This is a genomic window from Ferribacterium limneticum, from assembly GCF_020510585.1.
GTDB lineage: Bacteria > Pseudomonadota > Gammaproteobacteria > Burkholderiales > Rhodocyclaceae > Azonexus.
The window spans coordinates 1,367,834-1,393,836 of sequence record NZ_CP075190.1 but is presented as its reverse complement, the minus strand read 5'-3'; the positions used below and the strand labels follow the sequence as shown (position 1 = coordinate 1,393,836).

The following is a 26,003-nucleotide window of genomic DNA, read 5'->3' as shown; positions in this document are numbered from 1 at the left end:
CCATGCGGGTGCGGTAGGGCAAGGTTGAAAAGCCCATGATTATATCAGCAATCATGGGCTTTTGGCGAAAACAAGGGACTGATTATTAGAAGCTATCGTCAGCCAGTTCCAATGCCCCTGTTGCGCCTGAAATCACTGACTCGGCCAGACCTGAGGCCTGAGTCAGGAAATGATCGGCATAAAACCTTGTCGTTGCCAGTTTCGCCGCCCAGAAAGGATCTGACTCTCCAGCAGCAATCTTACTGCGTGCGATAACCGCAGCACGCCCCATCTGCCAGCCACCCGCCACGATACCGAACAGGTAAAGAAAAGGAACAGCCCCGGCATGTGCCGCCTTGGGATCCGTAGAGAAATTGGCAACGATCCAGGAAACAGCCTTTTCCAGCGCGTCGACCGCAGCATTCTGACGGGCACCAATAACCCCAAGGTCACCATCAAGTTGCGCTGCCGCTGATCGCATATCAGCAATAACAGCCATAACCGTTACGCCTTTTTCGCGGGCAATCTTGCGCCCAATCAGGTCATTCGCCTGAATAGCCGTCGTTCCCTCGTAAATGGCAGCAATACGTGCGTCGCGCAAATGCTGGGCGGCACCCGTTTCCTCGATATAGCCCATGCCGCCATGGACTTGCACGCCCAGCGAGGCGATATCGATGGCACTTTCGGTACACCACCCCTTGACGACCGGAATCAACAGATCGGCAAAAGCTCTGGCTTTTTCGCGGGCAACGTCATCCGGGTTGCCATGTGCGTTGTCCAGCGCGGCGGCCGTCACATAGGCCAGCGCCCGCATCGCCTCAATACGGGCGCGCATGGACAACAGCATGCGGCGCACATCTGGATGCTTGATGATCGGCACCTTCGGCCCACCGCGGACACCGACTTCCGTGCCCTGAACACGCTCCTTGGCATAGACGACAGCACGCTGATAGGCGCGCTCAGCATCGCCCAGCCCTTCGAGACCGACATTGAAGCGTGCCGCGTTCATCATAATGAACATGTATTCGAGGCCACGGTTTTCTTCACCAACCAGCGTGCCGATCGCACCTCCCTTGTCGCCAAAGGCCAGCACCGCCGTGGGACTCCCGTGAATCCCCAACTTGTGTTCAATCGAAACGCAATAAACATCGTTGCGCTCACCGGGCGTGCCGTCAGCCTTGAGCAGGAACTTGGGCACAACGAATAGAGAAATACCCTTGACGCCCTCAGGCGCATTCGGGGTTCGCGCCAACACGAGATGGACGATGTTGTCCGTCATGTCGTGCTCACCGTAAGTGATAAAAATCTTCTGGCCGAAAATCCTGTACGTTCCGTCACCTATAGGTTCGGCGCGTGAACGCACTGCCGCTAGGTCGGAACCCGCCGAGGGCTCGGTCAGGTTCATCGTGCCTGTCCAGTCACCTGAAACCAGGTTTGGCAGATAAGCCGCTTTCTGCTCATCGGTCCCGGCAATCATCAGCGCCTCGATAGCCCCCTGCGTCAACATCGGACACAGCGAAAAGGCGTGATTGGCGGCCTTCCACATTTCGCTGACCGCTGTTGACAATAGCTTTGGCAAACCCTGTCCGCCAAACTCCGGGTCGCAACCCAGACCATTCCAACCGTTGTCGACGAACTGGCGATAGGCTTCCTTGAAGCCGGGCGACGTCGTAACAACGGTATCTTTCCACTTGGCGCCATCCCTGTCACCAACCCTGTTCAATGGCGAAAGCACTTCACCAGAGAACCGGGCTGCCTCTTCCAGAATGGCATCAACAACATCAGAGGAAGCCTCTTCGCAACCTGGCAGATCAACCACCTGATCAAGGCCAGCCAGTTCCTGCATAACAAAACGCATTTCTTTCAGCGGGGCAAGATATTCACTCATCAGACGGATTCCATACGGTTAGCGGTTTCTTTAAGCTCAATCAGGAACAGCACATCCTCGACGACCGGCAAGGCAAAGCCCGTACGCTGACCGCCGCGGTTGTCGCGCAACAACTGGTACATGTAGCCGACGACATCCCCTGAATTCCAGAGATCGACAATCGTATTCACGAGACGAGGCAGATCTTCCAGAGACTGCGGCCGCGGGGCAACAGGGCGCGCGCTTTCCGCAGATGCTCCCTCCCCCGCCGAAGCCTCATCCCAACTCTGAACCTCAACATTGAAATGCTGGTTGAGGTTGCGGGCGACGTTTTCAAATTCGGTACGCATGCCGGCCATCCGGTATACATCCATCAAGCGGATCCACGGCTGGAGCGCCTCCTGCGGATTGTGATCAATGTATTCCTGCAAGGCCTGAGCAGCCCCCTTGACGCGACCAAAGGAGAGCATGATCTCAGCCAGCTCCATGACTGGATTAGCTTCAAAATGCTCATCCAGCGTCGTCGCACTGATAGACATCAGGGAATCGTTGCCACGCTCTGGCGCCTTCGCCGGAGTTTCCGGGCGCGGGGAGACGCTTTCACTCCCGGCATCAAGCTCGACATCCACCTGCATCGGCATGCCCATGGCTACCGGCTCGAAGTGAAGGTCGACACCACCGAGTTCCTCGTGCTCATTGGCGCGCTTCGGGTCAACCGTCAGTTCCGGGACATCAATCGAAGGCTCGCTATCCGTACTCCCCGGACTCTTCTGACGATAGTTTCTCCAACCCAGCCATGCAGCTAGCCCGAGAGCCGATCCAAGCAATACCCCATACAGTGTCCACTCAGACAAACCAGAGGTCTCTTCGGCCACTGGAGGCTGCGGCTTGGCAGGCTCATTTCCAGATGACGAAGGCGCAGTGGAAGTTGGCTGCTGTGCATTCGGAGCGTCGGACACCGAAGAGCCGGCAACCGGCACAGCACCGTTTGCCTCCACGCGTTTGGCGAATTCAGCAGCACGCTGCTGAAGCTCACCCAGCGTACCTTCCATGTTGCGCAGCTTCTCGGCAGTCGCCATTTGAGACGTGGCCTGCTCATGCATGGCCATCAACATCCGATACTCAAGACGCAATATCTCGCGCTGCGTCTCCTTGATCTCCGCGGCACCACGGAATAGCTCAGTGGCCAAACGCAACGATGGCTCAGCGGCGAAGTCACCATCCGACAACATCAGGCGGTCAGGCATTCCACTGGTCGCTAGCCGCTTTTCGGCTCGCCTGGTCGGCCATTTGGGCGGCGCATCGGCCGCCGCGGGCGCTATGGAACGAACCCTGGCTGGCGGCCGAACTTGTGGCCTATCGGCAGGCAATCCTTCTTCGGGCAGACGGCGTTCCCTGACCACTGGCTGATCACCAATCTGCGGTGACGCCATAAGAATATACTCACGGGATATTTCATGCCCACAACCCAGTTGTACTGCCAATTGCATGATCGGTTCACGCAACGGTACATCTGAGCGAATTTCGAGAATAGGCTGAGCACCTTTGCGTACGCTCAAACTGCCTTTTTTGAGCCATGGCAGATCGCCTGCCCCGGATGGCTGCACAATGCGGAAACAACTCGGATCAAGCTTCTGTTTTTCTGCCCCCAGAAGATCGATTTCCAACTGCATCCGCTCGCCCAGAACTGGCTGACCGCGCAAATCGCCCAAGCCTACCGCCGACACCGCCCCCGACAAGGCAAGCATCAAAACCGGCAAAGAATAGCGACGAGCAAAGCAATTCAAAGACAGAGCTCCAAATGACATTAAATTATTGGAATTGTAGCTGTTATTTCCCGGCCAGATAACTTGAATCATCGAAGCTGACAACCCATTCAGGCCGGTAAACAACGAACAAAGTCATCAACATCCCGGACAACCACGCTTCCGAGAAGGCAAGCAGCACAAAATAGGGAAAATACTCGCTGATCAGATAGTCCCATTCATAGGCGCCAACCGTTACCAGCAGTACTGTTGCACCGAAACCGACACCAATAATCGTCAGCGCAGCACCGAGAAAGCCGTTTACAAAGATGTAGACAAAGAAATGTCTGGGCAACACGCGGCAAAAAATGCGGAAGCAAAACTGACTCAGCACGACACTCAGGCCGGCTAACAGCAAAGCATTTGCCGCATAGGCAAACGGCCCGGCAGCGCCATTCAGGGTAATGCCGAGCGTCACCAGCGAAAGCCCGACAAAGGCCAGATGAGGGCCGAAACTCAGCGTAAAAACCGTCGCCCCCAACAAGTGGAAAGTCAGGCCTGGCTTGACGCCAGCCTTGAGACTCCAGACGAGGGTAAGCAAAACAATCATCCCGAGCCACACATTGAACAACTCGGAGTCCTTGAGTCGCCCCCATGGGGCCCGCCAAAGACTATGGGCGAAAAACAGTATCCAGGCGATCCATGCCGCCCAGTACCATCCTTCGCCCATCAAGGTATCTGTCAGATTCACATGGTTATTCTAGCCGACAGCTCCAACCAGTTGCGGCACCACTTCGAACAAATCGCCGACCAAGCCGTAATCCGCCACCTGAAAGATCGGTGCATCGGGATCCTTGTTGATGGCGACGATGACTTTCGACTCCTTCATGCCGGCCAGATGCTGGATAGCACCCGAGATGCCAACTGCGATGTAGAGCTGTGGGGCGACGATCTTGCCGGTCTGGCCGACCTGGTAATCATTCGGGACGAAGCCGGCATCGACGGCGGCGCGGGAGGCGCCAAGGGCGGCACCGAGCTTGTCGGCGAGCGGTTCGAGGAGCTTGTGGTAGTTCTCGCCACTGCCCAGTCCTCTCCCACCAGAGACGATGATCTTGGCGGCGCCGAGTTCGGGCCGCTCGGACTTGGTCAGTTCGCGGTGGGTCAGGGTGCTTTGGGCGGTATCGGCGGCCGGACTGATGCTTTCGATTTTTGCGGCATTTTCCCGGTTGACCGCATCAAATGCTGTCGTGCGGACGGTGATGACTTTGACCTTGTCAGCGCTCTGCACGGTGGCCAGGGCATTCCCGGCGTAGATCGGGCGGACGAAGGTGTCCGGGCTGTCGACACCGGTGATTTCGGAGATCTGTGCGACATCGAGCAAGGCGGCAACGCGCGGCATGAGGTTCTTGCCGAAGGTGGTGGCCGGGGCGAGGATGTGGCTGTAGCCCGCGACGTGGGCAATGATCAGCGCGGTCAGGTTCTCGGCGGTCTGGCTCTGGTAGTGGGCAGCATCGGCGACCTTGACGGTGCTGACACCGCTGAGGGTGGCGGCTTCCTGGGCGGCGGCCGCACAGTTGGTGCCGGCGACGAGGACGTGGATGTCGCCACCGATTTTCACTGCAGCAGCGACGGTGTTGAGGGTGGCAGCTTTTAGCTGTTGGTGGTCGTGTTCGGCGATAACGAGAATGGTCATGATCAGATCACCTTGGCTTCGTTCTTGAGTTTGTTGACCAGTTCGGCGACGTCGGCGACCCGGATGCCGGCACTGCGCTTGGCGGGTTCGGCGACCTTGAGGGTGGTCAGGCGCGGCGTGACGTCGACGCCAAGGTCGGCCGGCTTGACGGTGTCGAGCGGCTTTTTCTTGGCTTTCATGATGTTGGGGAGCGTGGCGTAGCGCGGTTCGTTGAGGCGCAGGTCGGTACTGACGACAGCCGGCAGGGTGATTTCGAGGGTTTCGAGGCCGCCGTCGATTTCGCGGGTGACGGTGGCTTTGCCATTGGCGATGACGACTTTGGAGGCGAAGGTGGCTTGCGGCCAGGCTTGCAGGGCGGCAAGCATCTGCCCGGTCTGGTTGGCGTCGTCGTCGATGGCTTGTTTGCCGCAGATGACGAGTTGCGGTTGTTCCTTGTCGCAGAGGGCCTTCAAGAGCTTGGCGACAGCCAGTGGCTGGAGTTCGACATCGGTTTCGACGAGGATGCCGCGGTCGGCACCGATGGCCATGGCGGTGCGCAGGGTTTCCTGGCAGGCGGCGACGCCGCAGGAGACGGCAATGACTTCCGTCGCGATGCCGGCTTCTTTGAGGCGCACGGCTTCTTCGATGGCGATTTCGTCGAAGGGGTTCATGCTCATCTTGACGTTGGCCAGGTCTACGCCGGTGCCATCGGCCTTGACGCGGACCTTGACGTTGTAATCAACGACTCGTTTTACGGGTACGAGAATCTTCACACGCTTCTCCTTTTACTCGGTTCAATTTTTTGAATTACTGTCGCCTGTTTGACAGACGATCACTCAATCAGCACAATGACCATACTGTGTCGTATGGAAAAGCATACGGTAGCGTATGGAAAACAAACCTGTCAAGCCCTTGATTAAATCCTCATCAGTCAAACCTCGCAAGCGCGCTGCCGTCGCACGCACCCAACTCGACCCGGAACGCTGGGTGGATGAGGCTATCGACGTGCTCGCCCGCGAAGGGATCAGCGGTTTGCGTGTCGAAGTGCTGGCCAAGCGTTGCGGTGTTACCAAAGGCAGCTTCTACTGGCATTTCAAGGACCGACAGGCGCTGCTCGATGCCGTGCTTGAGCAATGGAAAGTCGGGCGCATCCGCGACATCGAAAAGACCACCTCCGTGGCTGCAGGACAAGAAAGCCAGCAATTGCACTATGCCATTGAGGTGTATGGGGCCAGCCGGAACCGCAAGGGCATGTCGATCGAACTGGCTGTTCGCGACTGGGCGCGACATGATCCGCAGGCGGCAGCAGTTGTTGAATCAGTGGACCTCTATCGCCTGGAATGCACGCGTAAACTGTTCGTTGCGGCCGGCATGTCGGATGCCGAGGCCAAGAGCCGCAGCCTGTTGTTGTATGCCTGCGTATTCGGCCTGTCGCTCATGCATTACACGCACTTCGACGACAATCTGGCCGATCTCAAACAGCGCATCGCCGAGCGCATCATTTCCAGCTAGCTGGAACAAACGCCGGCGTTTCCGCCCGCGTTCAGCGCCTTTTCCCAGGCCAGCAAATCAGCAGCCAATTGCTCAACGGCAGCCGACAAGGCAGCAACGCCACCGCGCGCATCCTGGCTCGAAGCTGCTTTTTCGATTCTCAAATCGAGCGCGGCCACCTGGCGGCGCGACTGGTCGAGCAAAACGACGCGTCCTTGCAACACGCCCTTGCTGCCTTCCGGGCTGACGAACAACTGGCTGAACTCGGTAATTTCAACACGCACGACACAACGAGCCTGACCCTGCCCGGATATTGCATAGTCAAGTTGCTGGATCAGTCGCTGCTGGATCATCTGCGCCGGCGGTCCGGCCCAGCGCGCCCGGGCGTACTCGCGCAAGCGGGCGGCGTCAACATAGGCCAGCCGATAATCGATGCCCTGCGAGTCGAACCACAGCGGCGCCCGTACCTCGAGCGCCAGGGGCTGTTTGCGTGGCGTCGCCAGCAGGCTGGCCGGAGCCGTGCCGAAATCATAGATCGCCAGAGGACTATCGCCGCCGCGCTTGCCCGCCGTAAAACAGGCTGAAAGCAGGCAGCAAAACAACAAGGTGATCAGCCAGCGCATCTTATCTCCCCCCGGCTGGGTTGAAACCGGCCTCGCCTGGACCGGGCTCCTGGGCGGGCGCGCCGAAGACCAGGCCTTGCGGCGTATCTTCGAGAACGCGCAGGACGCGGCTCAACTGACGCGAAGTGAGCGAGAAGTCGGTGGCGAGTTCGTTGAGACGCGGCATGAGAGCCGAGGTTCCGCCGGCCGAAGCGTCACCGATCGCTACATCGAGCTTGTCGGTCGCCACCTGCATCTTGCCGATCAGGACGCGGGTATCAGCCAGCAGGGGCTGAACCTCACCGGCGGCCTGCGACAGATTCCGGATTGTTCGGTCGTCGAGCAGCTTCTTGACCTGTAGCAGGGTCGTATTGAGGTTTTCGAGAACCGGTTTCATGTTGCCTGAAGCCGCTTCGAGATTGACCAGCGTAGCCTTCAGAAGCGCGCGGTTTTCGTCGTCCAGCGTGGCGTTGGCGCTCGCCATCAGTTGACGCGCCTGCTTGAGCGTCGCCATGCCGGTTTCACCCAATTCTTCGAGCAAGGACGGAATCATCGTGATGCGTGGTGGGTGTTCGTCATCTGGCGCCAGCGGTTCGCTATCCTTGCCGGTTTCCAGCAGGAGGATATGGGCCAGGCCGGTCACCCCCTGATAGTTCAGTTTGGCCACGGTCCCTTTGGTCAGCGGCACATCTTCATTGACCGAGATGGTCACCAGAATGTTGCTGTAGTCCTCGGGATCAAGGCGGATATCGCTGACCTTGCCGACCCGGATGCCGCGATAGCGGACCTGCGCCTGCGGGTTCAGGCCGCCGATATTCTGCTTGGTAACGACGATGTATTCATGCTCCGAGTCCTTGCTGTCGCTCAGCCAATACACGGCCAGCAAAGCGGCCGCTCCGAGGAGTAGCGCAAAGAGACCGGCAGCGAAGGCGTATGACTTGTTTTCCATGGATGCCAATTAAAGCAGCTTCCGGCGGTCTGCGCCAAAAAAGCCGGTAACAAAAGGATGATCGACCGTCATGACCTCGGCTTTCGGGCCAAAGGCAATGATGTGCTGATCGGCCAGCACGGCGACATGGGTGGCCAGCCCGGCCAGGGTATTGAGGTCGTGGGTGACCATGACCACGGTCAGGCCAAGCTCGCGCTGCAGGTCGCCGACGAGCTCGACGAAATTCTGGCTGCGATCGGGATCAAGGCCGGCCGTCGGCTCGTCGAGCAGCAACAGTTCGGGCTCCAGCGCCAGGGCGCGGGCCAGGGCAACACGCTTGACCATGCCGCCCGACAGTTCGGCCGGCATCAGTTTGCCGTGATCCGGTTCCAGCCCGACCATCGCCAGCTTGAGATGGACCAGGCGGCGAATCCAGTCGGCGTCGAGACAGCGTAGCTCACGCAGCGGAAAGGCAATGTTGTCGAAGACCGACAGGGCTGAAAACAGGGCGCCGTGCTGGAACAGCATGCCGAGACGGCGACGGAGATTGCGCTGCATCTCGACATTGGGGTCGTTGAGATCGACGCCAAACAGGCGGACGCTGCCGGAATCCGGCCGCAACAGGCCGAGAATTTCGCGCAACAAGGTGGTCTTGCCGCTGCCCGAGCCACCGAGCAAACCGACGATCTGGCCCTCCTCGACACGCAGCGAAAGATCGCGGTGAACCGCCCGGCCACGAAAACTGGCGCAGACGCCATTCAGCTCAATGACGGGTGACTGGCTCATGGCTAAGGCACACCGATATTCCGGGTGAACACGGCGAAAATTGCATCGAAGAGGATGACCGTGGTAATCGCCGTCACCACGGCGCTGGTCGTGTTGGCCGACAGGCTCTCGGTATTGGGTTTGACGTGCAGGCCGAAGTGGCAGGCCACGACGGCGATGACGAAACCGAACACGATGCCCTTGCTCAGGCCGATGACGAGATTGGATACCGGCACGGCCCGTGGCAGGTTGTCGAGAAAATAGACGAGAGAAAGGTCAAGCTGGAGGAGCGCCGCCAGCATGCCGCCAAAAAGCGCCACGGCCGAGGTCCACAGCACGAGCAGGGGCATTGCTACGGTCAACCCGAAAATTTTGGGTAAAACGACACGAATGCTGCGCGAAATACCCATCGTCGACAGCACGTCGATTTCCTCGGTGACCCGCATCACGCCGATCTGCGCCGTCATCGCCGAACCGGAACGGCCAGCCACCAGCACGGCGACGAGCACCGGCCCCAGTTCGCGGATGATCGAGATGCCGAGGATATTGACAATGAACAGGTCGGCGCCAAAGCTCTTGAGCTGCAGCGCCGAGAGATAACTGATCGTCACCCCGATCAGAAAGCCGACCAACGCCGTGACCGCCAGCGCCTGCGCCCCGGACTTATAAACATTGGCGGTAATTTCCTTCCAAGGCACATCCTGCGGATGACGGAAGAGATAGGCCACATCGAGCAGCAACTGGCCGAACAAGGCAATCATGCCGCGCAAGTTGCCCAGCGCCTTGAGCAGCAAGGCGCCTATCCATTCAGGGAAGCGCACTCTCGGCCTGGCCTGCTCGGGGATCTCGCGGGGCAATTCGGCCACCCGCTCAAGCACCTGCCGATGCAGTTCGCCAGCAACCAGGCCGGCCGGCCACTTTGCCCCCCAGGTGCGCCACAGCAGCACGGCGGCGGCACTATCGAGTCGCCTTACGGCCGACAAATCCCAATGTTCGATGCTGCTTGAACAAGCCGCCAGATTCGCCTGCAAAGTCGCCATTTGCGGCAGCATTTCGGCCAGCGTCCAGCAACCGGACAGCACCACTCTCCCCGGCTCGACTTGCAAGCTCGGGGATTGGCTCATGCGATTTTCCTCGTCGGTTTCGACTGCAGGATGTAGTCCCGACCAAGCTGTTTCCAGACGCCGGCTTCTTCGCCGAAGGCGGCGGCTGTCCACGGATTGGCCGCCAGCCAATCGGCGGGCACTTCAATGACAAAGCCGTTTTCACCCCGGCTGACACGCCAGGCCGGGATGGCCCGGTCATCGCGCGTACGGTGCAGCAGGACAGCCAGGCGCAGGCAGAAAATCAGGTCCCAGGCGCTGTCGACCGCAGGAATCGCCCCGAGCTTCTCAAGTTTGCCGCGATGACCGAGGACCACCATGGCCAGCCGCGCCTGATCCTTCTTGGAGAAGCCCGGCATGTCAGCGTAGGTCAGGATGTAGGCGCCATGCTTGTGATAGGCGTTGTGCGCCACGGAAATGCCGATTTCATGCAGGCGGCAGGCCCACGACAGGAACTGGACGTCAGCCTCGCTCGGCACGCCATCGAACAACTGGGTCAACGCCGACAGTGCGGTCGCCTCGACGCGTTCGACCTGGTCGCCTTCGACCTGATAACGCCGGCGGAACTGGGCCACGGTCGAGTCCCGCATGTCGTGATGATGAAAGCGGCCGAGCAGGTCGTAAAGGACGCCCAGGCGCAAGGCGCCTTCGGCGTAGGACATCCGTTCGATATCAAGCTCTTCGAAAATCGCCGACATGATGGCCACTCCGCCCGGAAAAACCGGCAGACGGTCGCCCTTGACCCCCGGCAGATCGAGCGCTTCGGCCGAACCGGCCTTGATGAGCAGGTTGCAGAGTTTTTCCAGCCCGATCCGCGTGATGCCGCTTTCGTTGTTCGGATTCAGGCCGTTCAGTTCCAGCACATCGGCAATCGCCCGCGCCGAACCGGAGGAGCCAATGGCCTCCTTCCAGCCCAGGCGCTGATAATCGGCGGCGATCAGCTCGATTTCCTTGGCCGCCGCGACCTGCGCCTCGCGCAGACGCTTGCGGTCGATCCGGCGATCCGGGAAAAAGCGCAAGGTGTAGCTGACGCAGCCCATGTACAGCGACTCCATGAGCTGCGGCTCATGGCGCTTGCCGATGATGAATTCGGTCGAGCCGCCGCCGATGTCGATAATCAGGCGCTTGTGGGCCGCCGACGGCAAGGAGTGCGAGGCGCCGATGTAGATCAGGCGAGCCTCTTCGCGACCGGCGATGATTTCGATGGGGAAGCCGAGCGCCTCCTCGGCGAGCGGCAGGAATTCGTAGGCGTTCTTGGCCACCCGCAGCGTATTGGTCGCCACGGCCCGCACCGCCCCCTTGTCCAGCCCGCCCAATCGTTCGCCAAAACGGCGCAGCGCATCCAATGCACGAGCCTGGGCCGGCGCATCGAGGCGCTTGTCCGGCATCAGGCCGGAGGCCAGACGAACCGGCTCCTTCATGGAGTCGAGCGTGTAAATCTGGTTATCCACCACCCGCCCGACCTGCAGACGGAAGCTGTTGGAGCCCAGATCAACGGCGGCGACGGTTTCGTAAATCATTTGTCAAAAACCACAGGAAGCTTCAGTTGGCGGGCATTCTACCACCCACCACCGAGACGGATTGTGACGCCGGAGCAAACGCCGTCATAGCTCATACCTCCACGGTCAACCGGAAAAAATGGCCAAAAATGAAAGGCAAGGCGTAAAAAAGCCCGCCGGTTTTCGTCGGCGGGCTTGCTCAGGCAAGGTCGGCGCTTAGCTGGCCAGCGCGTTCTTGATTTGCTCCAGCGTCGAAGGATCGTCGATGGTCGTCAGATCGCCCGGATCACGGCCTTCGGCCAACGCCTGCAGCGAGCGGCGCAGCATCTTGCCGGAACGGGTCTTGGGCAGACCGGTCACGAAATGCACGCGGGCCGGACGACCAATGGCACCGAGAATGCTGTCGACCGTACCAAACACTTCCTTCTCCAGCGCCTTGACCAGCTCGGGCGTAGCAATCTTCGAAGCATCCTTGACGACGGCAAAAGCCATCGGCACCTGGCCCTTGAGCTTGTCTTCGACGCCAACCACGGCCACTTCGGCAATCGCCGGGTGGTTCTGGATGGCTTCCTCGATTTCACGGGTGCCCAAACGGTGACCGGCGACGTTGATCACGTCGTCGGTACGGCCGAGGATGGTGAAGTAACCATCGTCGTCCTTGATCGCCCAGTCGTAGGAGGAATAAACCAACGGCTCCTTGAACAGCGTGAAGTAGGTGCTGACAAAGCGGTCATCCTGTCCCCAGACGGTAGACAGGCAGCCGGGCGGCAGCGGCGGGATGACGGCGGCGATACCCTTTTCATTGGCGCCGCAGACCGAACCGTCTTCACGGAAAATCTGCAGGTTGTAGCCGTAGACCGGGAAGGACGGCGAACCGTACTTGATCGGCGTGTTTTCGACGCCCGGCAAGGCAGCCAGCATCGGCCAGCCCGTTTCGGTCTGCCAGTAGTTGTCGATGACCGGCTTCTGCAGTTCGGTCATGAACCACTCATGGGTCGGCTGGTCGAGCGGCTCGCCGGCCATGAAGATGTGCTTGAGCGACGACAGGTCGTACTTGTGCATGAAGGCCGGGTCCTGCTTCTTCAGCACGCGAGCCGCCGTCGGCGCCGAGAACATCACGGTGACCTTGTACTTCTCGACGATCTGCCACCAGATGCCGGCATCCGGACGCAGCGGCGTGCCTTCGTACATCACGGTGGCCATGCCGGCGATCAGCGGGCCGTAGATGATGTACGAGTGGCCGACCACCCAGCCGATATCGGAGGTCGAGAAGAAGGTTTCACCCTCGCCACCGCAGTAGATGTGCTTCATCGAAGAAGCCAGGGCCACAGCGTAACCGCCGGTATCGCGCTGCACGCCCTTCGGCTTGCCAGTCGTCCCGGAGGTGTAAAGGATGTAGGACGGCTCAGAAGATTCCAGCCATTCGCACGGCACCTTGGCATCCATGAACTTGGCGCGCTCGGTGGCGTAGTCGACATCGCGTCCGGCAACCTTGTTGAATTCCTTGTCCAGGCCACGGTCGATCATCAGCACCTTGGCCGGCTTGTGCTCGGCCAGATCGATGGCTTCATCGAGCAGATGCTTGTACGGCACAGCCTTGCCGCCACGCATGCCGGCGTCGGCAGATACGATCAGCACTGGCTTGGCATCGTCGATGCGGGTAGCCAGCGAACCGGAAGCAAAGCCACCGAAGACCACCGAGTGGATGGCGCCGATGCGGGTTGCGGCGAGAATGGCGAAGGTCGCCTGGGCGATCATCGGCATGTAGATCAGGACACGGTCGCCTTTCTTGACGCCGAGACTCTGGTAGATCGCCGCCATGCGCTCAATTTCACGCTGCAGTTCGGCGAAGGAATAGACCTTCTCTTCGTCGGTTTCGGTCGATACGAAAATCAGCGCATTGGCATCCGGACGCTTGGCCGCGTGACGGTCAACCGCGTTGTAGCACAGATTGGTTTTGCCACCGACGAACCATTTGGCAAACGGCGGGCGGGAATAGTCGCACACCTGGGTGAACGGCTCTTTCCAATCCACGAGTTGGGCCTGTTCGGTCCAGAACTCGTTCGGTTTTTCAATGGAATACTGGTGAAACTCCTTGTACGTCGCCATAAAACTCCCTCTAGCTAGGTTTTCCTGCACAACAAAATACAGAACGGACTAGTTCTTTTGAGATTTCCGTTCACTCAAAACACGTTCGATCTCTGCCACCGGCAAAGACAATCCCAATTCCCGATTCATCAAACTCATCAATGGCAACAAGCGCTCAGCCAGCGAAGGCAAGTGCGGGATCACCGGCGACAAGCGATTGGCGGCCAGCAATTCCAGCGCATGGTGGATGGAGATCGGCCGGGAAGCAGGCGTCACACCGCCCGACTCGGTCCTGTTTCCACCCGCCCGCATGGCAGCATGCATGCGCTCACCAGCCAGGTCGAGCAACGCCCCGGCCGAAGTCACCAAATCCGTTGGCACACTGGCCAAGCCAATACTGACCGTCAAGGCCACGGTCTGGCCTTGGACCGACAAACGCGCCACCTCGACAGCCTCGCGCACGCGCTCGGCAAAAGTCGCGCAAAAAGCCGGCGCCGTTCCCGGCGAAACAACCGCAAACTGCCCGGCGCCAAAATGGCCGAGACTATCTTCCTGGCGCATCTTGCCCGCCAGCATCCTGGCAAAGCGATTGCCAACCTCCTCGGCAACCTGCACCCCGAGCCGCTCACCCATACCAGCGAAACCGTCGAAACCAAGGACCATCACGCTGACCTCAACGCCATGCCGGTTGGCATGCGACATCGCCTGAGCCGCCTGCAACTCCAGATATTTTCGGGTAAACAAACCGCTGACCGGATCCTGGACCATCTGCTCGCGGCCGGCATCAAGGTGTTCCTGGGCGTCGGTCAGGACCAGCAAGTTATTGAGACGGGTCAACACCTCCGTGCATCCCGCGCCCTTCGTAACAAAATCGGAAACACCCATCGCCTTGGCCTTGGCCCGCTCCTCCTCGGTTTCTTCACCGGAAACCAGAATGAACGGCAGCTGTTGCAGACGCCGCAGTTTCGAAGTGCGCACGCGCTCCAGCAACTCGTAACCATTCAGCTTCGGCATCTGGAGATCGGAAATCACGGCGCGAATGGAGTGATCGAGCACCAAGGTCTGCCACGCCGCCTCGCCGTCGCCCTCCTCGCGCACTTCGTATTGGCCCTTCAAATGCTGGATGAGCGATATCCTGACCACCCGTGAGTCATCAACCACCAGAATGCGCGGCAACTCGGCCACGTCAGCCTCCGCCAATTTCCACCACGACTCGCCCCTTGGCTCGTCCGGCAATGTATTCGCCGAAAGTGGCCGGCAGATCGTCAAACGGAATCCGGCGCGACATGGTAGCCAGATGCGGCGGACGCAAATCACTGGCCAGTCGTTGCCAGACCCCGCTCCGATACGGCTCCCGGATGTAACCCGAATCAACACCGAGCAGGGAAACGCCGCGCAGGATAAAAGGCGCCACCGTCGTATTCAGCGACATGCTGGCCGCCAGCCCGATGCTGGCAATGGTGCCGCCCTGCTCCATGGTGCTGGCAATCCAGGCCAGGACATCTCCCCCGAGATTGTCCACCGCCCCCGCCCAACGCGACCGGTCCAGCGGCCTGATCTTCGACAGATCGAGACTCTGGCGCAGCATAACTTCGGCAGCCCCCAGGCCGCGCAAATAATCCGCTTCGCTCTCCTTGCCGGTCAGCGCCACCACGTGATAACCAATCCTGGCCAGCATATCGACGGCCAAGCTACCGACGCCACCGGTGGCGCCAGTAACGATGACTGGCCCCTTGCTCGGGCGCAAACCGTTTTCTTCCATGCGAACAATGGCAAGCGCCGCGGTAAACCCGGCAGTGCCCAGCACCATCGCATCATAAAGTGACAGGCCGCTCGGCAAGGGCACCACCCAGTCGCCCGGCACCCGGGCAATTTCGGCATAACCACCGTGGTGCGCAACACCGATATCAAAACTGGTAGCGATCACCTGATCGCCCGGCTTGAAGCGCGCATCGGCGCTCTCGATGACCGTCCCGGACAGATCGATGCCACCGACGCAGGGAAAACGCCGAATGATCTTGCCAGCGCCCGTTACCGCCAGCGCATCCTTGTAATTGATACTTGAATAGGCAACCTTGATCGTGACAGTTCCGGCATCAAGCTGGCTTTCGTCCATCTGAACGAATCCACTGCTTACCTTGCCATCGCATTCTTCAATCAGCAGTGCCTTGAAGGAATCCATGTTTGCCTCACGCCTCGGGAAGGAAATTGTATTCATAATTACGGAGGATGAACATAGTTGCAGCCGGTGAATTTTCATCGCCTTTACAGCCGACTGCTTTTCAAATATATTCGGCAGCTATGCATAAAGTACTGGTTTCGCTACTGCTTGCTTCCTCGCTGCTCCTCGGCGGGATCGGTGCGCCTTCGGCTGCAGAGTCAATTCGCAAACCCGATGAGCAACAGTCGTTTTTTGAACGTTACACCAACGCCGCTCAGGATGTCATCCTGCAAGGCTTGAAGCTGGTTGGCGTGCGCTATCGCTGGGGTGGCAATGACGAAAGCAGCGGCCTCGATTGCAGCGGTTTCGTCCGCCTCGTCTTCAAGGACAGCATCGGTGCCAGCCTGCCACGGACGGCACGCGAAATGAGCGAAGTTGGCCAGCAGGTCGACGCCAACCAGTTGAAACCGGGCGATCTGGTATTTTTCAACACCATGCGCCGTACTTTTTCGCACGTCGGCATTTATCTTGGCGACAACCACTTCCTGCACGCCCCCCGCACCGGCGCCGAAGTCCGCGTCGAGAACATGGATAGCAGCTACTGGATGGCCCGCTACAACGGGGCGCGACGAATACTCGAAGGCAATTAAACAGAAAAACAGAAGCGGCTTGCATGCCGCTTTTTTTATGCCGCAAGAAGATAATCGTTCTCATTTACAAGTCGCCACACAGCCAGTAAACTGGAACAATTCTCATATCCAGTCGGAGTTCCCGCATGAAGCTGATGCCCGCCCTGATCGCCGCCGCAACCCTCACCGTTGCCTACCCGGCGTTTGCCGAAGAAAAAATCCTCAATCTGTATTCCGCCCGCCATTACCAGACGGATGAGGCGCTCTATGCCAACTTCACACAACAGACCGGCATCAAGATCAACCGTATCGAAGGCAAGGAAGACGAGCTGCTTGAGCGGATCAAGAACGAAGGCGCCAACAGCCCGGCCGACATTTTCCTGACCGTCGATGCAGCCCGGCTGGCAAAAGCCCATGAACTTGGCCTGTTCGCTCCGGTTTCCTCGAAACTACTGGAATCGCGCATCCCGGCCCACTTGCGCACAGAGGACTGGTTTTCGTTTTCGACACGGGCACGCGTGATCGTTTACAACAAACTCTCGGTCAAGCCGGAAGATGTCCAGAACTATGCCGACCTGGCCAACCCTAAGCTGAAGGGCAAGTTCTGCTCGCGCTCCGGTTCGCACCCCTACAACCTGTCGCTGATGGCATCGATCATCGCCCACCAGGGCGAAGCGAAGGCTGAAGAACTGGCCCGCGGCATGGTGGCCAATTTCGCCCGTGCCCCCAAGGGTGGCGACACCGACCAGATCAAGGCGGTTGCCGCCGGCGAATGCGGCGTGGCCATTTCCAATACCTACTACGTGGCTCGCCTGCTCCGCTCGACCAAGATGGAAGAGCTCAAAATGATGGAACGGGTCGGCATCGTCTGGCCGGACCAGGGCGGAAATGGTGCCCACATCAATGTTTCCGGCGGCGGCATGCTGAAGACCGCACCGCACCGCGAGGCAGCCGTCCAGTTCCTCGAATACCTGGTCTCCGATCAGGCACAGCGCTATTTCGCCGATGGCAACAACGAATGGCCTGCGGTCGACAGCGTAAAAGTGGCGAATCCTGCACTGGATGCCATGGGCAAATTCAAGGCTGACAAATTGCCGGTCAAGAACCTCGCCATGCATCAGACCAAGGCCCAGATCATTTTCGACCGGGCCGGCTTCAAGTAACACCAGTTCTCGCCAAAGCCCCGGCAATTCCCTACAATTCCCGGGGCCTACGGAACAACTGGAACATGACCGTCAAAAGCTTCACCAAGAATAAACTGATCAATGCCATCCGCGCCGGCAGCTTGAGTGGCGTACTTACTGCGCTGGACGATGGCGATGACATCGAGATGCCCGACATGCACGGCTACAGTGGCCTGCCACTGCGCACCGCCTGTTTTGAAGGCAATCTGGCCATTGTTCGCGAGTTGCTGAATCGTGGCGCCAATCCAAACGCTATCACTAGCGACGGACCGGGAGCGCCACTGCGGCTGGCCTTGAGAAAAGGGCACCAGGACATCGCTGATCTGCTGCTGCAAAAAGGTGCCATGCCACTCGAGGGTGTCACGCCCCCCCCTGAGACTCCGGATGTTTCCTTGCCCGACGAAGTCGTCACGCCGCCACCTTCCGAAATCAAGCCGGACAACATCGTCGAATTCACCCCCTCCGACATGCCTCCGCCGACCGCAGTAGCCATTGATCCGCCGCTACCTGAAAGCAAACCGGGCAACCTCATCGAATTTTCAAATTCCGATACGTTTCCCCCGACCGACGACACCGAGAAGCCAAGTGACTTCGGAACCGATACCAGTCTACTAAGCATGGACTTGCTTTTCCTGGACGAAAACGAGAACCCGGACGCTTCGCCACAGGTTTCCGACAGGCGCTAGCGGTCTGCCTGACACCAGGTCAGAACTGAAGAAAGCCGGCTAGCGCCGGCGCGCTGCCGTAATCTGCCGCGACAGGGCGATCAGCGGCAACAAGCCCACCGCGACGATGGCCAAGGCGGCAGTCGATGCCTCGGCCAGCCGTTCATCCGAGGCCAGCGTGTAGGCCTGCGTGGCCAGCGTATCGAAATTGAAAGGCCGCATGACCAGAGTGGCCGGCAACTCCTTCATCACATCGACGAAAACCAGCAAACCAGCCGTCAGCAGACTGCCGCGCAGCATCGGCACATGTACCCGGCGCAGGGTTTCGCCCTGCCCCAGGCCCAGGCTGCGCGCTGCGTCGTCCATGTTCGGAGTGATCTTGGCCAGGCTGGATTCAACCGTGTGCAGGGCCACGGCGAGGAAACGCACGAGATAGGCGTAGATCAGCGCGGCGATGCCGCCAGTCAGCAACAGGCCGGGGTTATGGCCAAACCACAGCTCCCATTGGCCGGCCAGCCAGTTATCGAGACGCGTCACCGGAATCAGCACGCCAACGGCGATTACCGCCCCCGGCACGGCGTAGCCCAGACCGACGAGGCGGTTCAAGCCATTGGCGAAGGTCGTTTTCGCCAGGCGGGCACCATAGCCCATGAGCAGGGCGAGCAGGACAGCGATGGCGGCGGTCACGCCGGCCAGCACGAAACTGTTACGGGCGAGCATCAGGAAACGTTCGCCGAACTGGGCATCACCTTCGGTCAGGGCCATTTTGAGGAGCAATATCGCCGGCAGAATGAAGCCGAGCAACAAGGGGATGGCACAGGCCAGTGTCGCCAGCCAGGCGGCCGGGCCGCGCAAGTGGGCACCAGCCATCGGCCGGTTGCGGCCGGTCGTGTTGTGATAACGGGCCCGGCCGCGCGAGGTCCGCTCGGCCATGAGCAGGAAAAGTACGAAGGCGAGCAGCATGGCGGCCAGTTGGGCGGCAGCGACACGGTCGCCGAGCGAAAACCAGGCGCGGTAAATGCCGGTAGTAAAAGTATTGACCGCGAAATAGGCGACAGTACCGTAGTCGGCCAGCGTTTCCATGAGCGCCAAGGCGATGCCGGCGACGATGGCCGGCCGGGCCAGCGGCAGGGATACGGCGAAGAAGCCCCGCCATGGCCCCATGCCCAGCGTTCGCGCAGCTTCCAGCATGCCGCTGGCGCGTTCGAGAAAGGCGGTGCGGGCGAGCAGGTAAACGTAGGGATAAAGCACGCTGACGAACATCAGCATGGCGCCGGGCAAGGTGCGAATGTCCGGGAACCAGTAGTCACCGTGTTCCCAGCCGAAGGTGTCGCGCAGAAAGGTTTGCACCGGGCCGACGAACTGCAGGAAATCGGTGTAGACGTAGGCCATGACATAGGCTGGAACGGCCAGTGGCAGGACCATGGCCCATTCGAAGAAACGCCGGCCGGGGAATTCGTGCATGGCCGTCAGCCAGGCCGTCGCCACGCCAACGATGCCAACGCCGCAACCGACGCCGAGGCACAGCCACAACGAATTGGCGATGTATTCGGAAAGTACGGTGTCGGCTAGATGCGACCAGGTAGCGCTGGTGCCGCCAACAAAGAGATTGAGGCCGACGCTGGCCACCGGCAATCCAGCGAGCAGGGCGACGACGATTCCGACCGTCAGCAGGGGGGAATAATGGGCGGTGCGCATGTATGTGAATGCGAATTATAATCGACCGCTATGGCCCAACTTGAACTAAATGGCGTCGTCCAGCGTTACGGCAACCACACCGTCGTCGACGGCGTTAACTTCCAGCTCGAAGCCGGCAGCATCGCCTGCCTGCTTGGTCCCTCCGGTTGCGGCAAGACGACCTTGCTGCGCTGTATTGCCGGTTTCGAGGACATCGCCGGCGGCGAAATCCGCTTGCACGGCAAAGTTGTCAGCCGAGCCGGTCAGCGCGTTTCGCCCGAGAAGCGGCGGATCGGCATGGTTTTTCAGGATTACGCGCTGTTTCCCCACCTTTCGATCGAAGCGAATGTTGCCTTCGGCCTTGGTCGCAACCCGGGCGAGGACGCCCATCTACGCGTCCGCCAGTTGCTGGCGACGGTCGGCCTGCACGGTCAGGGCAGCAAGTTTCCGCATGAGCTTTCCGGCGGCCAGCAGCAGCGCGTGGCGCTGGCCCGCGCCCTGGCGCCGCGGCCGGAACTGATCCTCCTCGACGAGCCGTTTTCCAACCTCGATGTCGGCCTGCGCGAGCGGCTGTCGGCCGAGGTGCGCGAAATTCTCAAGCGCGAGGGGTCGACGGCGGTCATGGTCACGCACGACCAGCACGAAGCCTTCGCCATGGCCGACGAGATCGGCATCATGTACGAAGGCCGCATCCAGCAGTGGGATGTGCCGTACAACCTTTACCACCGCCCGGCCAATCGTTTCGTTGCCGACTTTATCGGTCAGGGCGTGCTGGTTACCGGCACGGTCGGCGACAACAACAGCGTGCGCATGGAACTGGGCACGCTGATTTCCGACACGCCGGTCGAGTGCAACGAAACCTGCGCCGCCTGCGACAACGGTTGCAAGGTCGACGTACTGTTGCGACCCGATGACATCGTGCATGACGACACCAGTGCCGTCCAGGCCGAGGTTCTGAACAAGGCTTTCCGTGGCGCCGACATCCTGTACACGCTGCGCCTGGCCAGCGGCACGCAGGTCTTGTCGCTGGTTCCATCGCACCACAATCATGCGCTCGGCGAGAAAATTGGCATCCGGCTCGATGCCGACCACGTCATCGCCTTCATGAAGCATGAGGAATGCGACGATCCGGCCTGCGAAATCAAGCTCGAACAACAGGCCAAGCCGATCACCTGGCTGGCCAATAGCAGTGCCAGCTAGTTTTTAACGATCGCGCATGATCCCGTTTCTCGGCCCGCACGACCTTTTTCCGCCGGTCGACATGGCCCGGGAAGAAATGGGCGGCCTGCTTGCCGTCGGCGGCGGCCTGCAGCCCGACCGCCTGCTAGCCGCCTACCGGCAAGGCATTTTCCCGTGGGGAACGGTCGATGGCCTGCCGCTGTGGTACTCGCCCGATCCGCGCATGGTGCTTTTTCCCGAAGAATTCCGGCTGACCCGCTCGCTGCGGAAAACCCTGCGCGCCGGGAAATTCGCGGTCCGCTTCGACACCGATTTTGCCGGCGTCATGGCTGCCTGCGCCACAACGCCGCGCGACGGCCAGGATGGCACCTGGATCACGCCGGAAATGAAGGAAGCCTACGTCCGCCTGCATGAACTCGGCTGGGCGCATTCGGTCGAAAGTTACGAGGGAGACACGCTGGTCGGTGGCCTGTACGGGCTGGCCATTGGTCGGATGTTCTACGGCGAATCGATGTTCTCCCGGCGGACTGACGCATCGAAGGTCGCTTTCGCCCACCTCGTGCGTTATCTTGTGAGCAACCAACTGGGCATGATCGACTGTCAGATGCATACCGACCACCTCGCCTCGCTCGGCGCCCGCGAAATTCCGCGCGACGCCTTTTTGACCCGATTGTCGGCGTTGACCGCAGCTGCCTCGTCGCGCGCCCACTGGTCGACCGACCAACTCGATCTCGCGTGGTAAGCCATGGCCCAGCCTGACGACGCCGAACTGCCCTTCTCGCTGCTCCAGTACTACGCCACGTCGCCCTATCCGTGCAGCTACCTGGCCGACCGCGAGGCGCGTTCGCAAGTGGCAACGCCGGCCCACCTGATCGACAGCGAGATTTACAGCGCGCTGGTCCGCGCCGGCTTCAGGCGCAGCGGCATCTTCACCTACCGGCCACATTGCGACAACTGCCAGGCCTGCGTGCCGGTGCGCCTGCCGGTTGCCGAGTTGCAACCCAATCGCAGCCAGCGCCGGGCGTCGAAGCACCACGCCAACCTGCGCGCCCGCGAACTGCCGCTGCTTTACTACGACGAGCATTACGCGCTCTACAACCGTTACCAGCAGGCCCGCCACCCGGGCGGCGGCATGGACGAGGACAGCCATGACCAGTACGCCCAGTTCCTCCTGCAAAGCCGCGTCGACACCCGGCTGGTCGAGTTCTCGGAAAACGGCATCGTGCGCATGGTGAGCCTCATCGACGTCCTCGACGACGGCCTGTCGTCGGTCTATACGTTTTACGATCCGGATGTCCCGAACGCCAGTTTCGGCACCTACAACATCCTGTGGCAGGCCGCCCAGTGCAATGCCCTGGGTCTGCCCTACCTGTATCTCGGCTACTGGATTGCCGAAAGCCGCAAGATGGCCTACAAATCGGCCTTCCAGCCCATCGAAGGTCTGCTCGACGGGCGCTGGATTCCCCTCCCCAAACCGGAAAACCCATGAACCTCCGCCCCCTGCCGGCACTGCTGCTGGCATTGCTCGTCCCTTTTTGCGCCTTCGCCGGTGACGAGCCCATCGCCTACACCTGCGACAACGGAAGCCGCATCGACATTTCATTTTCGGCCGATATTTCCAGTCGACCGCAGGCAACCCTGCATTTCGCCGACGAAGCGGTCGTTTTGCCGCAAGTGCCGGCCGCCTCGGGCGCGCTCTATCGCAGCGGCGACATTCGCCTGGCCACCAAGGGCGACGACGCCATTCTGGAAGACGGCAAGGGCAACCTGCGCCGCTGTTCGCGTGGCAGCGTGGCGCCTGTCATGCCGCAGGCCGCAGCGCAGCCAGCAGCGGCCAGCAGCTTCATCGACATCGCCGGCAAGGTCACCTACCGCGCCCGCGTCGCCCTGCCGCCCAACGCCATCCTCAAGATTCGCATCCAGTCCGGCCAGCGTACGCTGGCCGATCAGCGTTACGAACTGAACGGCGCACAAGTGCCGATTGCCTTCAATGCGACGGTGGACCGCGACCTGATGGGCAAGAAGGCCAACGCCACCGTCAGCGCCCGCATCGAGGCTGGCGGCAAACTGCTTTTCGCCAGTGCCAAACCGACTCCGGCGACAAAAAATGGCCAGCCGGTTCCGGTCGACATCGTGCTGAAACCAGCGAGCCGTGGCACTCCGCGCTAACGGCCGGGCGCTGATTGGCGCCCTGCTCCTCGGCACCGCGACCACTCACGCTGGGGCGGGCGAGATTGTGGCCTGCCACGTCACCTACGGCGGCGAGACCAAGACTGTCGAAGCCCGACCCACCGCCTCGCCCTACACCGTGGCGCCGGTCGATTTCGGCTCCTACCTGCAGTTCCGTATCGTTTTTCGCAGCGAACCGGCAGACCTCGCCAGCATCAAGCTCTACACCTACGCCCGGCACGATGACGTCGACGGCCGCCCGCTCATTCACCAGGCGACCTACGCCTATCCGCCGGTCCCTGCCGGCAGCTACGGCTTTACCGGGCTGAACCATGCCTACGAGCCGCGCTACGGCCTCGTCCTCGAATACTGGTGCGAACTGCGCGAGGCCATTTCAAAATGAGCCGATTTTTCCGGTTGACCGTAGCAATGGCGTTTCTGGCCGCGCTTAACGTCCAAGCCGAGCCCATGACGCTCATTTTCGCCGGCGACGTCATGCTCGACGATGGCCCCGGCCGGCTCATCGCTCGCGGCGGCGACCCGCTCGCCCCTTTCGCCAAAACGCTCAGGGCCGCCGACTACCGCATCGCCAACCTCGAAACTTCGGTCGCCAGGAGCGGCAAACGCCTCGCCGACAAGCCCTACACCTTCCGCGCCCACCCGCGCACGCTGCGCATCCTGCAAGGTCGCTTCGATGCCGTCACGCTGGCCAACAACCATGTGGGCGACTACGGCCACAAAGCCCTGCTCGAAACCATGCAACGACTCGACCGCGCCGGCATCGCCCATTTCGGCGCCGGCAAGAACCTCGCCGAAGCCCACAAGCCGCTGTGGATAGAACGCCAGGGCCTCAAAATCGCCATCCTCGGCTACAACGAATTCGCCCCGCGCGCCTTCGAAGCCGGCGCCGACACGCCCGGCACGGCGTGGAGCGAGGACGATCACGTGATCAGCGACATCCGTGCCGCCAAGGCCGCCGGCGCCGATCTCATCATTCCCTTCATGCACTGGGGCTGGGAATACGAGCCGGCCGCCAGCCAGCGCCTGCAAAGCTTCGCCCGGCGCATGATAGCCGAAGGCGCCAGCATGGTCGTCGGCAGCCACCCGCACGTCACCCAGGGCGCCGACGTCTATCAGGGCAAACCGATCATCTACAGCCTCGGCAACTTCGTCTTCGACGGCTTCGAAGCCCCGGAAGCCAGAGTCGGCTGGTTGCTCCGCCTCAAGCTCGATAAAACCGGCGTGCTCGAATGGGACACCCTCGCCGCCCACATGGACAAGCGTGGCACGCCGCACCCGATGCCCGGCGCCCTCACTCCCTGCGGCAAGGCCGGCGACGCGCAGGTGGCGCAATGCCGGAACCCGTAAGCCCCACACAATCAAAGGACTGACCGCCATGGACACCCGTTTTCTCGACGACCTCACCCCCGGCCAGCGCTTCACCTCGCCGGGACTGACTTTGACTGAAGCCGAGATCATTGACTTCGCCTGGCGCTACGACCCGCAGCCCTTCCATCTCGACGCCAACGCGGCGGCCGACTCGCCGTATGGCGGGCTGATCGCCAGCGGCTTCCAGAGCCTGGCCATCTGCTTCCGGCTGTTCATCCAGTCCGGCGTGCTGGCCGAATCGAGCATGGGTTCGCCGGGCATCGACGAGTTGCGCTGGCTGGCCCCGGTACGGCCGGGCGACACGCTGCACAGCGAAATCGAAGTGCTTGAGGTACGGCCATCGAACTCGAAGCCGGATCGCGGCATTGCGCGCCTCAAGTATCAGGCGGTCAACCAGCGTGGCGAGGCGGTGCTGAGCTTCATCGTCATGCATCTGCTGCGCCGCAAACCAGCCTGAGGCGGTCGCCCGCCGATTTCAATTTTGGCCGATATTTCCGGTTGACCGTGGCATCCGGCTGGCCAAACCTGGCTTTGCCTGCTATGAAAAAATATCACGATGGTATGCTGTACCGCGAACCATTTTTTCGGGAGCCATTTCCATGCGCATTCGTCTCTACTCCGTACTCGTCCTCATCGCCAGCCTGCTTTCCGGCTGCGGTTACAACCAGATCCAGATCAACGACGAAGGCGTCAACGCCGCGTGGTCGGAAGTGCTCAACCAGTACAAACGCCGCGCCGACCTGATTCCCAACCTGGTTTCCGTCGTCCAGGGCTACGCCGCGCATGAAAAGGAAGTCCTGACCCGCGTCACCGAGGCGCGCGCCAACGTCGCCGGCATGAAGATCACGCCCGAACTGATCAACGATGAAGCCGCCTTCGCCAAATTCCAGAAGGCGCAGGGCGAGCTGTCCGGAGCCCTGTCTCGCCTGCTGGTGGTCGCCGAGAACTACCCGAACCTCAAGGCCGACGCCAATTTCCGCGACCTTCAAGCCCAGCTCGAAGGGACCGAAAACCGTATCACCGTGGCCCGCAACCGTTACATCGACAGCGTGCGCGTCTACAACGTTTCAGTGCGCACCTTCCCGAACAACCTGACGGCGATGGTCATGGGCTACAAGCCCAAGGCCAATTTCACAGTCGACGACGAGAAGGCCATTTCAGCGCCGCCGGTCGTCAAGTTCGATACCCCCGCTCCAGCCAAGTAAATCCCG

At 60.7% G+C, this 26,003-nt stretch carries 26 protein-coding genes; 12 read left to right on the top strand and 14 right to left on the bottom strand.

The annotated features are described in order from the left end of the window. Positions 1-85 precede the first annotated feature (85 nt). Genes KI613_RS06700 through KI613_RS06680 form a run of 5 tightly spaced genes read right to left on the bottom strand, consistent with a single transcriptional unit; the run spans position 86 to position 6,036 of the window. Positions 86-1,867, bottom strand: a complete 1,782-nt coding sequence (locus tag KI613_RS06700; protein WP_226404442.1) for an acyl-CoA dehydrogenase — start codon at positions 1,865-1,867, stop codon at positions 86-88. Then, positions 1,867-3,705, bottom strand: a complete 1,839-nt coding sequence (locus KI613_RS06695; RefSeq protein ID WP_226404441.1) for a type IV pilus assembly protein FimV — start codon at positions 3,703-3,705, stop codon at positions 1,867-1,869. The genes KI613_RS06700 and KI613_RS06695 overlap by 1 nt, the downstream gene beginning before the upstream one ends. Then, entirely contained in the window at positions 3,677-4,342 is a 666-nt protein-coding gene (locus KI613_RS06690) for an energy-coupling factor ABC transporter permease (protein ID WP_226404440.1), read from the bottom strand. The genes KI613_RS06695 and KI613_RS06690 overlap by 29 nt, the downstream gene beginning before the upstream one ends. Before the next feature lie 9 nt (positions 4,343-4,351). Next, positions 4,352-5,284, bottom strand: a complete 933-nt coding sequence (locus tag KI613_RS06685) for an electron transfer flavoprotein subunit alpha/FixB family protein (protein ID WP_226404439.1) — start codon at positions 5,282-5,284, stop codon at positions 4,352-4,354. 2 nt (positions 5,285-5,286) lie between these two features. Continuing rightward, positions 5,287-6,036 (bottom strand): electron transfer flavoprotein subunit beta/FixA family protein, encoded by a 750-nt coding sequence (locus KI613_RS06680; protein ID WP_226403432.1) that lies wholly within the window; start codon positions 6,034-6,036, stop codon positions 5,287-5,289. A 115-nt stretch (positions 6,037-6,151) separates the two neighbouring features. On the opposite strand from KI613_RS06680, the gene KI613_RS06675 reads away from it, so the two are divergent. Further along, entirely contained in the window at positions 6,152-6,775 is a 624-nt protein-coding gene (locus KI613_RS06675; protein ID WP_226404437.1) for a TetR/AcrR family transcriptional regulator, read from the top strand. Here KI613_RS06675 and KI613_RS06670 read toward each other — a convergent pair. The 8 genes from KI613_RS06670 to KI613_RS06635 form a co-directional block, all read right to left on the bottom strand. Then, on the bottom strand, positions 6,772-7,377 hold the full coding sequence (locus KI613_RS06670) for an ABC-type transport auxiliary lipoprotein family protein (RefSeq protein WP_226404435.1): 606 nt from the start codon (positions 7,375-7,377) through the stop codon (positions 6,772-6,774). The genes KI613_RS06675 and KI613_RS06670 overlap by 4 nt on opposite strands. A gap of 1 nt (position 7,378) precedes the next feature. Next, a complete protein-coding gene (locus tag KI613_RS06665) occupies positions 7,379-8,305 on the bottom strand; it encodes an MlaD family protein (protein ID WP_226404433.1) in 927 nt (308 codons plus the stop codon). Between the two features lie 9 nt (positions 8,306-8,314). Then, positions 8,315-9,070 (bottom strand): ABC transporter ATP-binding protein, encoded by a 756-nt coding sequence (locus KI613_RS06660; RefSeq protein ID WP_226404432.1) that lies wholly within the window; start codon positions 9,068-9,070, stop codon positions 8,315-8,317. Between the two features lie 2 nt (positions 9,071-9,072). Then, positions 9,073-10,173, bottom strand: a complete 1,101-nt coding sequence (locus tag KI613_RS06655) for an ABC transporter permease (RefSeq protein WP_226404431.1) — start codon at positions 10,171-10,173, stop codon at positions 9,073-9,075. Next, positions 10,170-11,672 (bottom strand): exopolyphosphatase, encoded by a 1,503-nt coding sequence (gene ppx / locus KI613_RS06650; protein ID WP_226404430.1) that lies wholly within the window; start codon positions 11,670-11,672, stop codon positions 10,170-10,172. Before ppx ends, KI613_RS06655 begins: the two co-directional genes overlap by 4 nt. A 195-nt stretch (positions 11,673-11,867) precedes the next feature. Continuing rightward, the gene (locus KI613_RS06645; RefSeq protein ID WP_226404429.1) at positions 11,868-13,760 is read right to left on the bottom strand and encodes a propionate--CoA ligase; all 1,893 of its coding nucleotides are present in this window, start codon (positions 13,758-13,760) and stop codon (positions 11,868-11,870) included. Positions 13,761-13,808: 48 nt separating this feature from the next. Continuing rightward, entirely contained in the window at positions 13,809-14,924 is a 1,116-nt protein-coding gene (locus tag KI613_RS06640; protein ID WP_226404428.1) for a GGDEF domain-containing response regulator, read from the bottom strand. A gap of 1 nt (position 14,925) precedes the next feature. After that, the gene (locus KI613_RS06635) at positions 14,926-15,921 is read right to left on the bottom strand and encodes an oxidoreductase (RefSeq protein ID WP_226404427.1); all 996 of its coding nucleotides are present in this window, start codon (positions 15,919-15,921) and stop codon (positions 14,926-14,928) included. 119 nt (positions 15,922-16,040) lie between these two features. Here KI613_RS06635 and KI613_RS06630 point away from each other — a divergent pair, with 119 nt between their 5' ends. From KI613_RS06630 to KI613_RS06620, 3 genes are all read left to right on the top strand, one after another. Next, on the top strand, positions 16,041-16,550 hold the full coding sequence (locus KI613_RS06630; protein WP_226404426.1) for a C40 family peptidase: 510 nt from the start codon (positions 16,041-16,043) through the stop codon (positions 16,548-16,550). A 125-nt stretch (positions 16,551-16,675) separates the two neighbouring features. Continuing rightward, on the top strand, positions 16,676-17,692 hold the full coding sequence (locus KI613_RS06625) for a Fe(3+) ABC transporter substrate-binding protein (RefSeq protein WP_226404425.1): 1,017 nt from the start codon (positions 16,676-16,678) through the stop codon (positions 17,690-17,692). A 65-nt stretch (positions 17,693-17,757) separates the two neighbouring features. Beyond that, the gene (locus tag KI613_RS06620; RefSeq protein ID WP_226404424.1) at positions 17,758-18,399 is read left to right on the top strand and encodes an ankyrin repeat domain-containing protein; all 642 of its coding nucleotides are present in this window, start codon (positions 17,758-17,760) and stop codon (positions 18,397-18,399) included. Positions 18,400-18,438: 39 nt separating this feature from the next. Here KI613_RS06620 and KI613_RS06615 read toward each other — a convergent pair whose 3' ends face one another. Next, positions 18,439-20,076, bottom strand: a complete 1,638-nt coding sequence (locus KI613_RS06615; protein WP_226404423.1) for an ABC transporter permease — start codon at positions 20,074-20,076, stop codon at positions 18,439-18,441. Positions 20,077-20,106: 30 nt separating this feature from the next. Here KI613_RS06615 and KI613_RS06610 point away from each other — a divergent pair, with 30 nt between their 5' ends. The 8 genes from KI613_RS06610 to KI613_RS06575 all read left to right on the top strand — a co-directional run bounded on the left by KI613_RS06610 (position 20,107) and on the right by KI613_RS06575 (position 25,997). Then, the gene (locus KI613_RS06610) at positions 20,107-21,255 is read left to right on the top strand and encodes an ABC transporter ATP-binding protein (protein ID WP_226404422.1); all 1,149 of its coding nucleotides are present in this window, start codon (positions 20,107-20,109) and stop codon (positions 21,253-21,255) included. A gap of 16 nt (positions 21,256-21,271) precedes the next feature. Continuing rightward, positions 21,272-21,976: a leucyl/phenylalanyl-tRNA--protein transferase gene (gene aat / locus KI613_RS06605; RefSeq protein ID WP_226404421.1), complete on the top strand. Its 705-nt coding sequence runs from the start codon at positions 21,272-21,274 to the stop codon at positions 21,974-21,976. 3 nt (positions 21,977-21,979) lie between these two features. Beyond that, positions 21,980-22,723, top strand: coding sequence for an arginyltransferase (locus tag KI613_RS06600; RefSeq protein ID WP_226404419.1), 744 nt, complete (start codon positions 21,980-21,982; stop codon positions 22,721-22,723). Next, positions 22,720-23,403: a YbaY family lipoprotein gene (locus KI613_RS06595; RefSeq protein WP_226404417.1), complete on the top strand. Its 684-nt coding sequence runs from the start codon at positions 22,720-22,722 to the stop codon at positions 23,401-23,403. Before KI613_RS06600 ends, KI613_RS06595 begins: the two co-directional genes overlap by 4 nt. Next, positions 23,387-23,806 carry a hypothetical protein gene (locus KI613_RS06590; RefSeq protein ID WP_226404416.1) on the top strand — a complete coding sequence of 140 codons (420 nt, stop codon included), beginning with the start codon at positions 23,387-23,389 and terminating at the stop codon, positions 23,804-23,806. Before KI613_RS06595 ends, KI613_RS06590 begins: the two co-directional genes overlap by 17 nt. A gap of 65 nt (positions 23,807-23,871) precedes the next feature. Beyond that, entirely contained in the window at positions 23,872-24,771 is a 900-nt protein-coding gene (locus KI613_RS06585) for a CapA family protein (RefSeq protein WP_226404414.1), read from the top strand. 28 nt (positions 24,772-24,799) lie between these two features. Then, positions 24,800-25,249, top strand: a complete 450-nt coding sequence (locus KI613_RS06580) for a MaoC family dehydratase (protein WP_226404412.1) — start codon at positions 24,800-24,802, stop codon at positions 25,247-25,249. 142 nt (positions 25,250-25,391) lie between these two features. Further along, positions 25,392-25,997 (top strand): LemA family protein, encoded by a 606-nt coding sequence (locus KI613_RS06575; protein ID WP_226404410.1) that lies wholly within the window; start codon positions 25,392-25,394, stop codon positions 25,995-25,997. Positions 25,998-26,003: the final 6 nt, after the last annotated feature.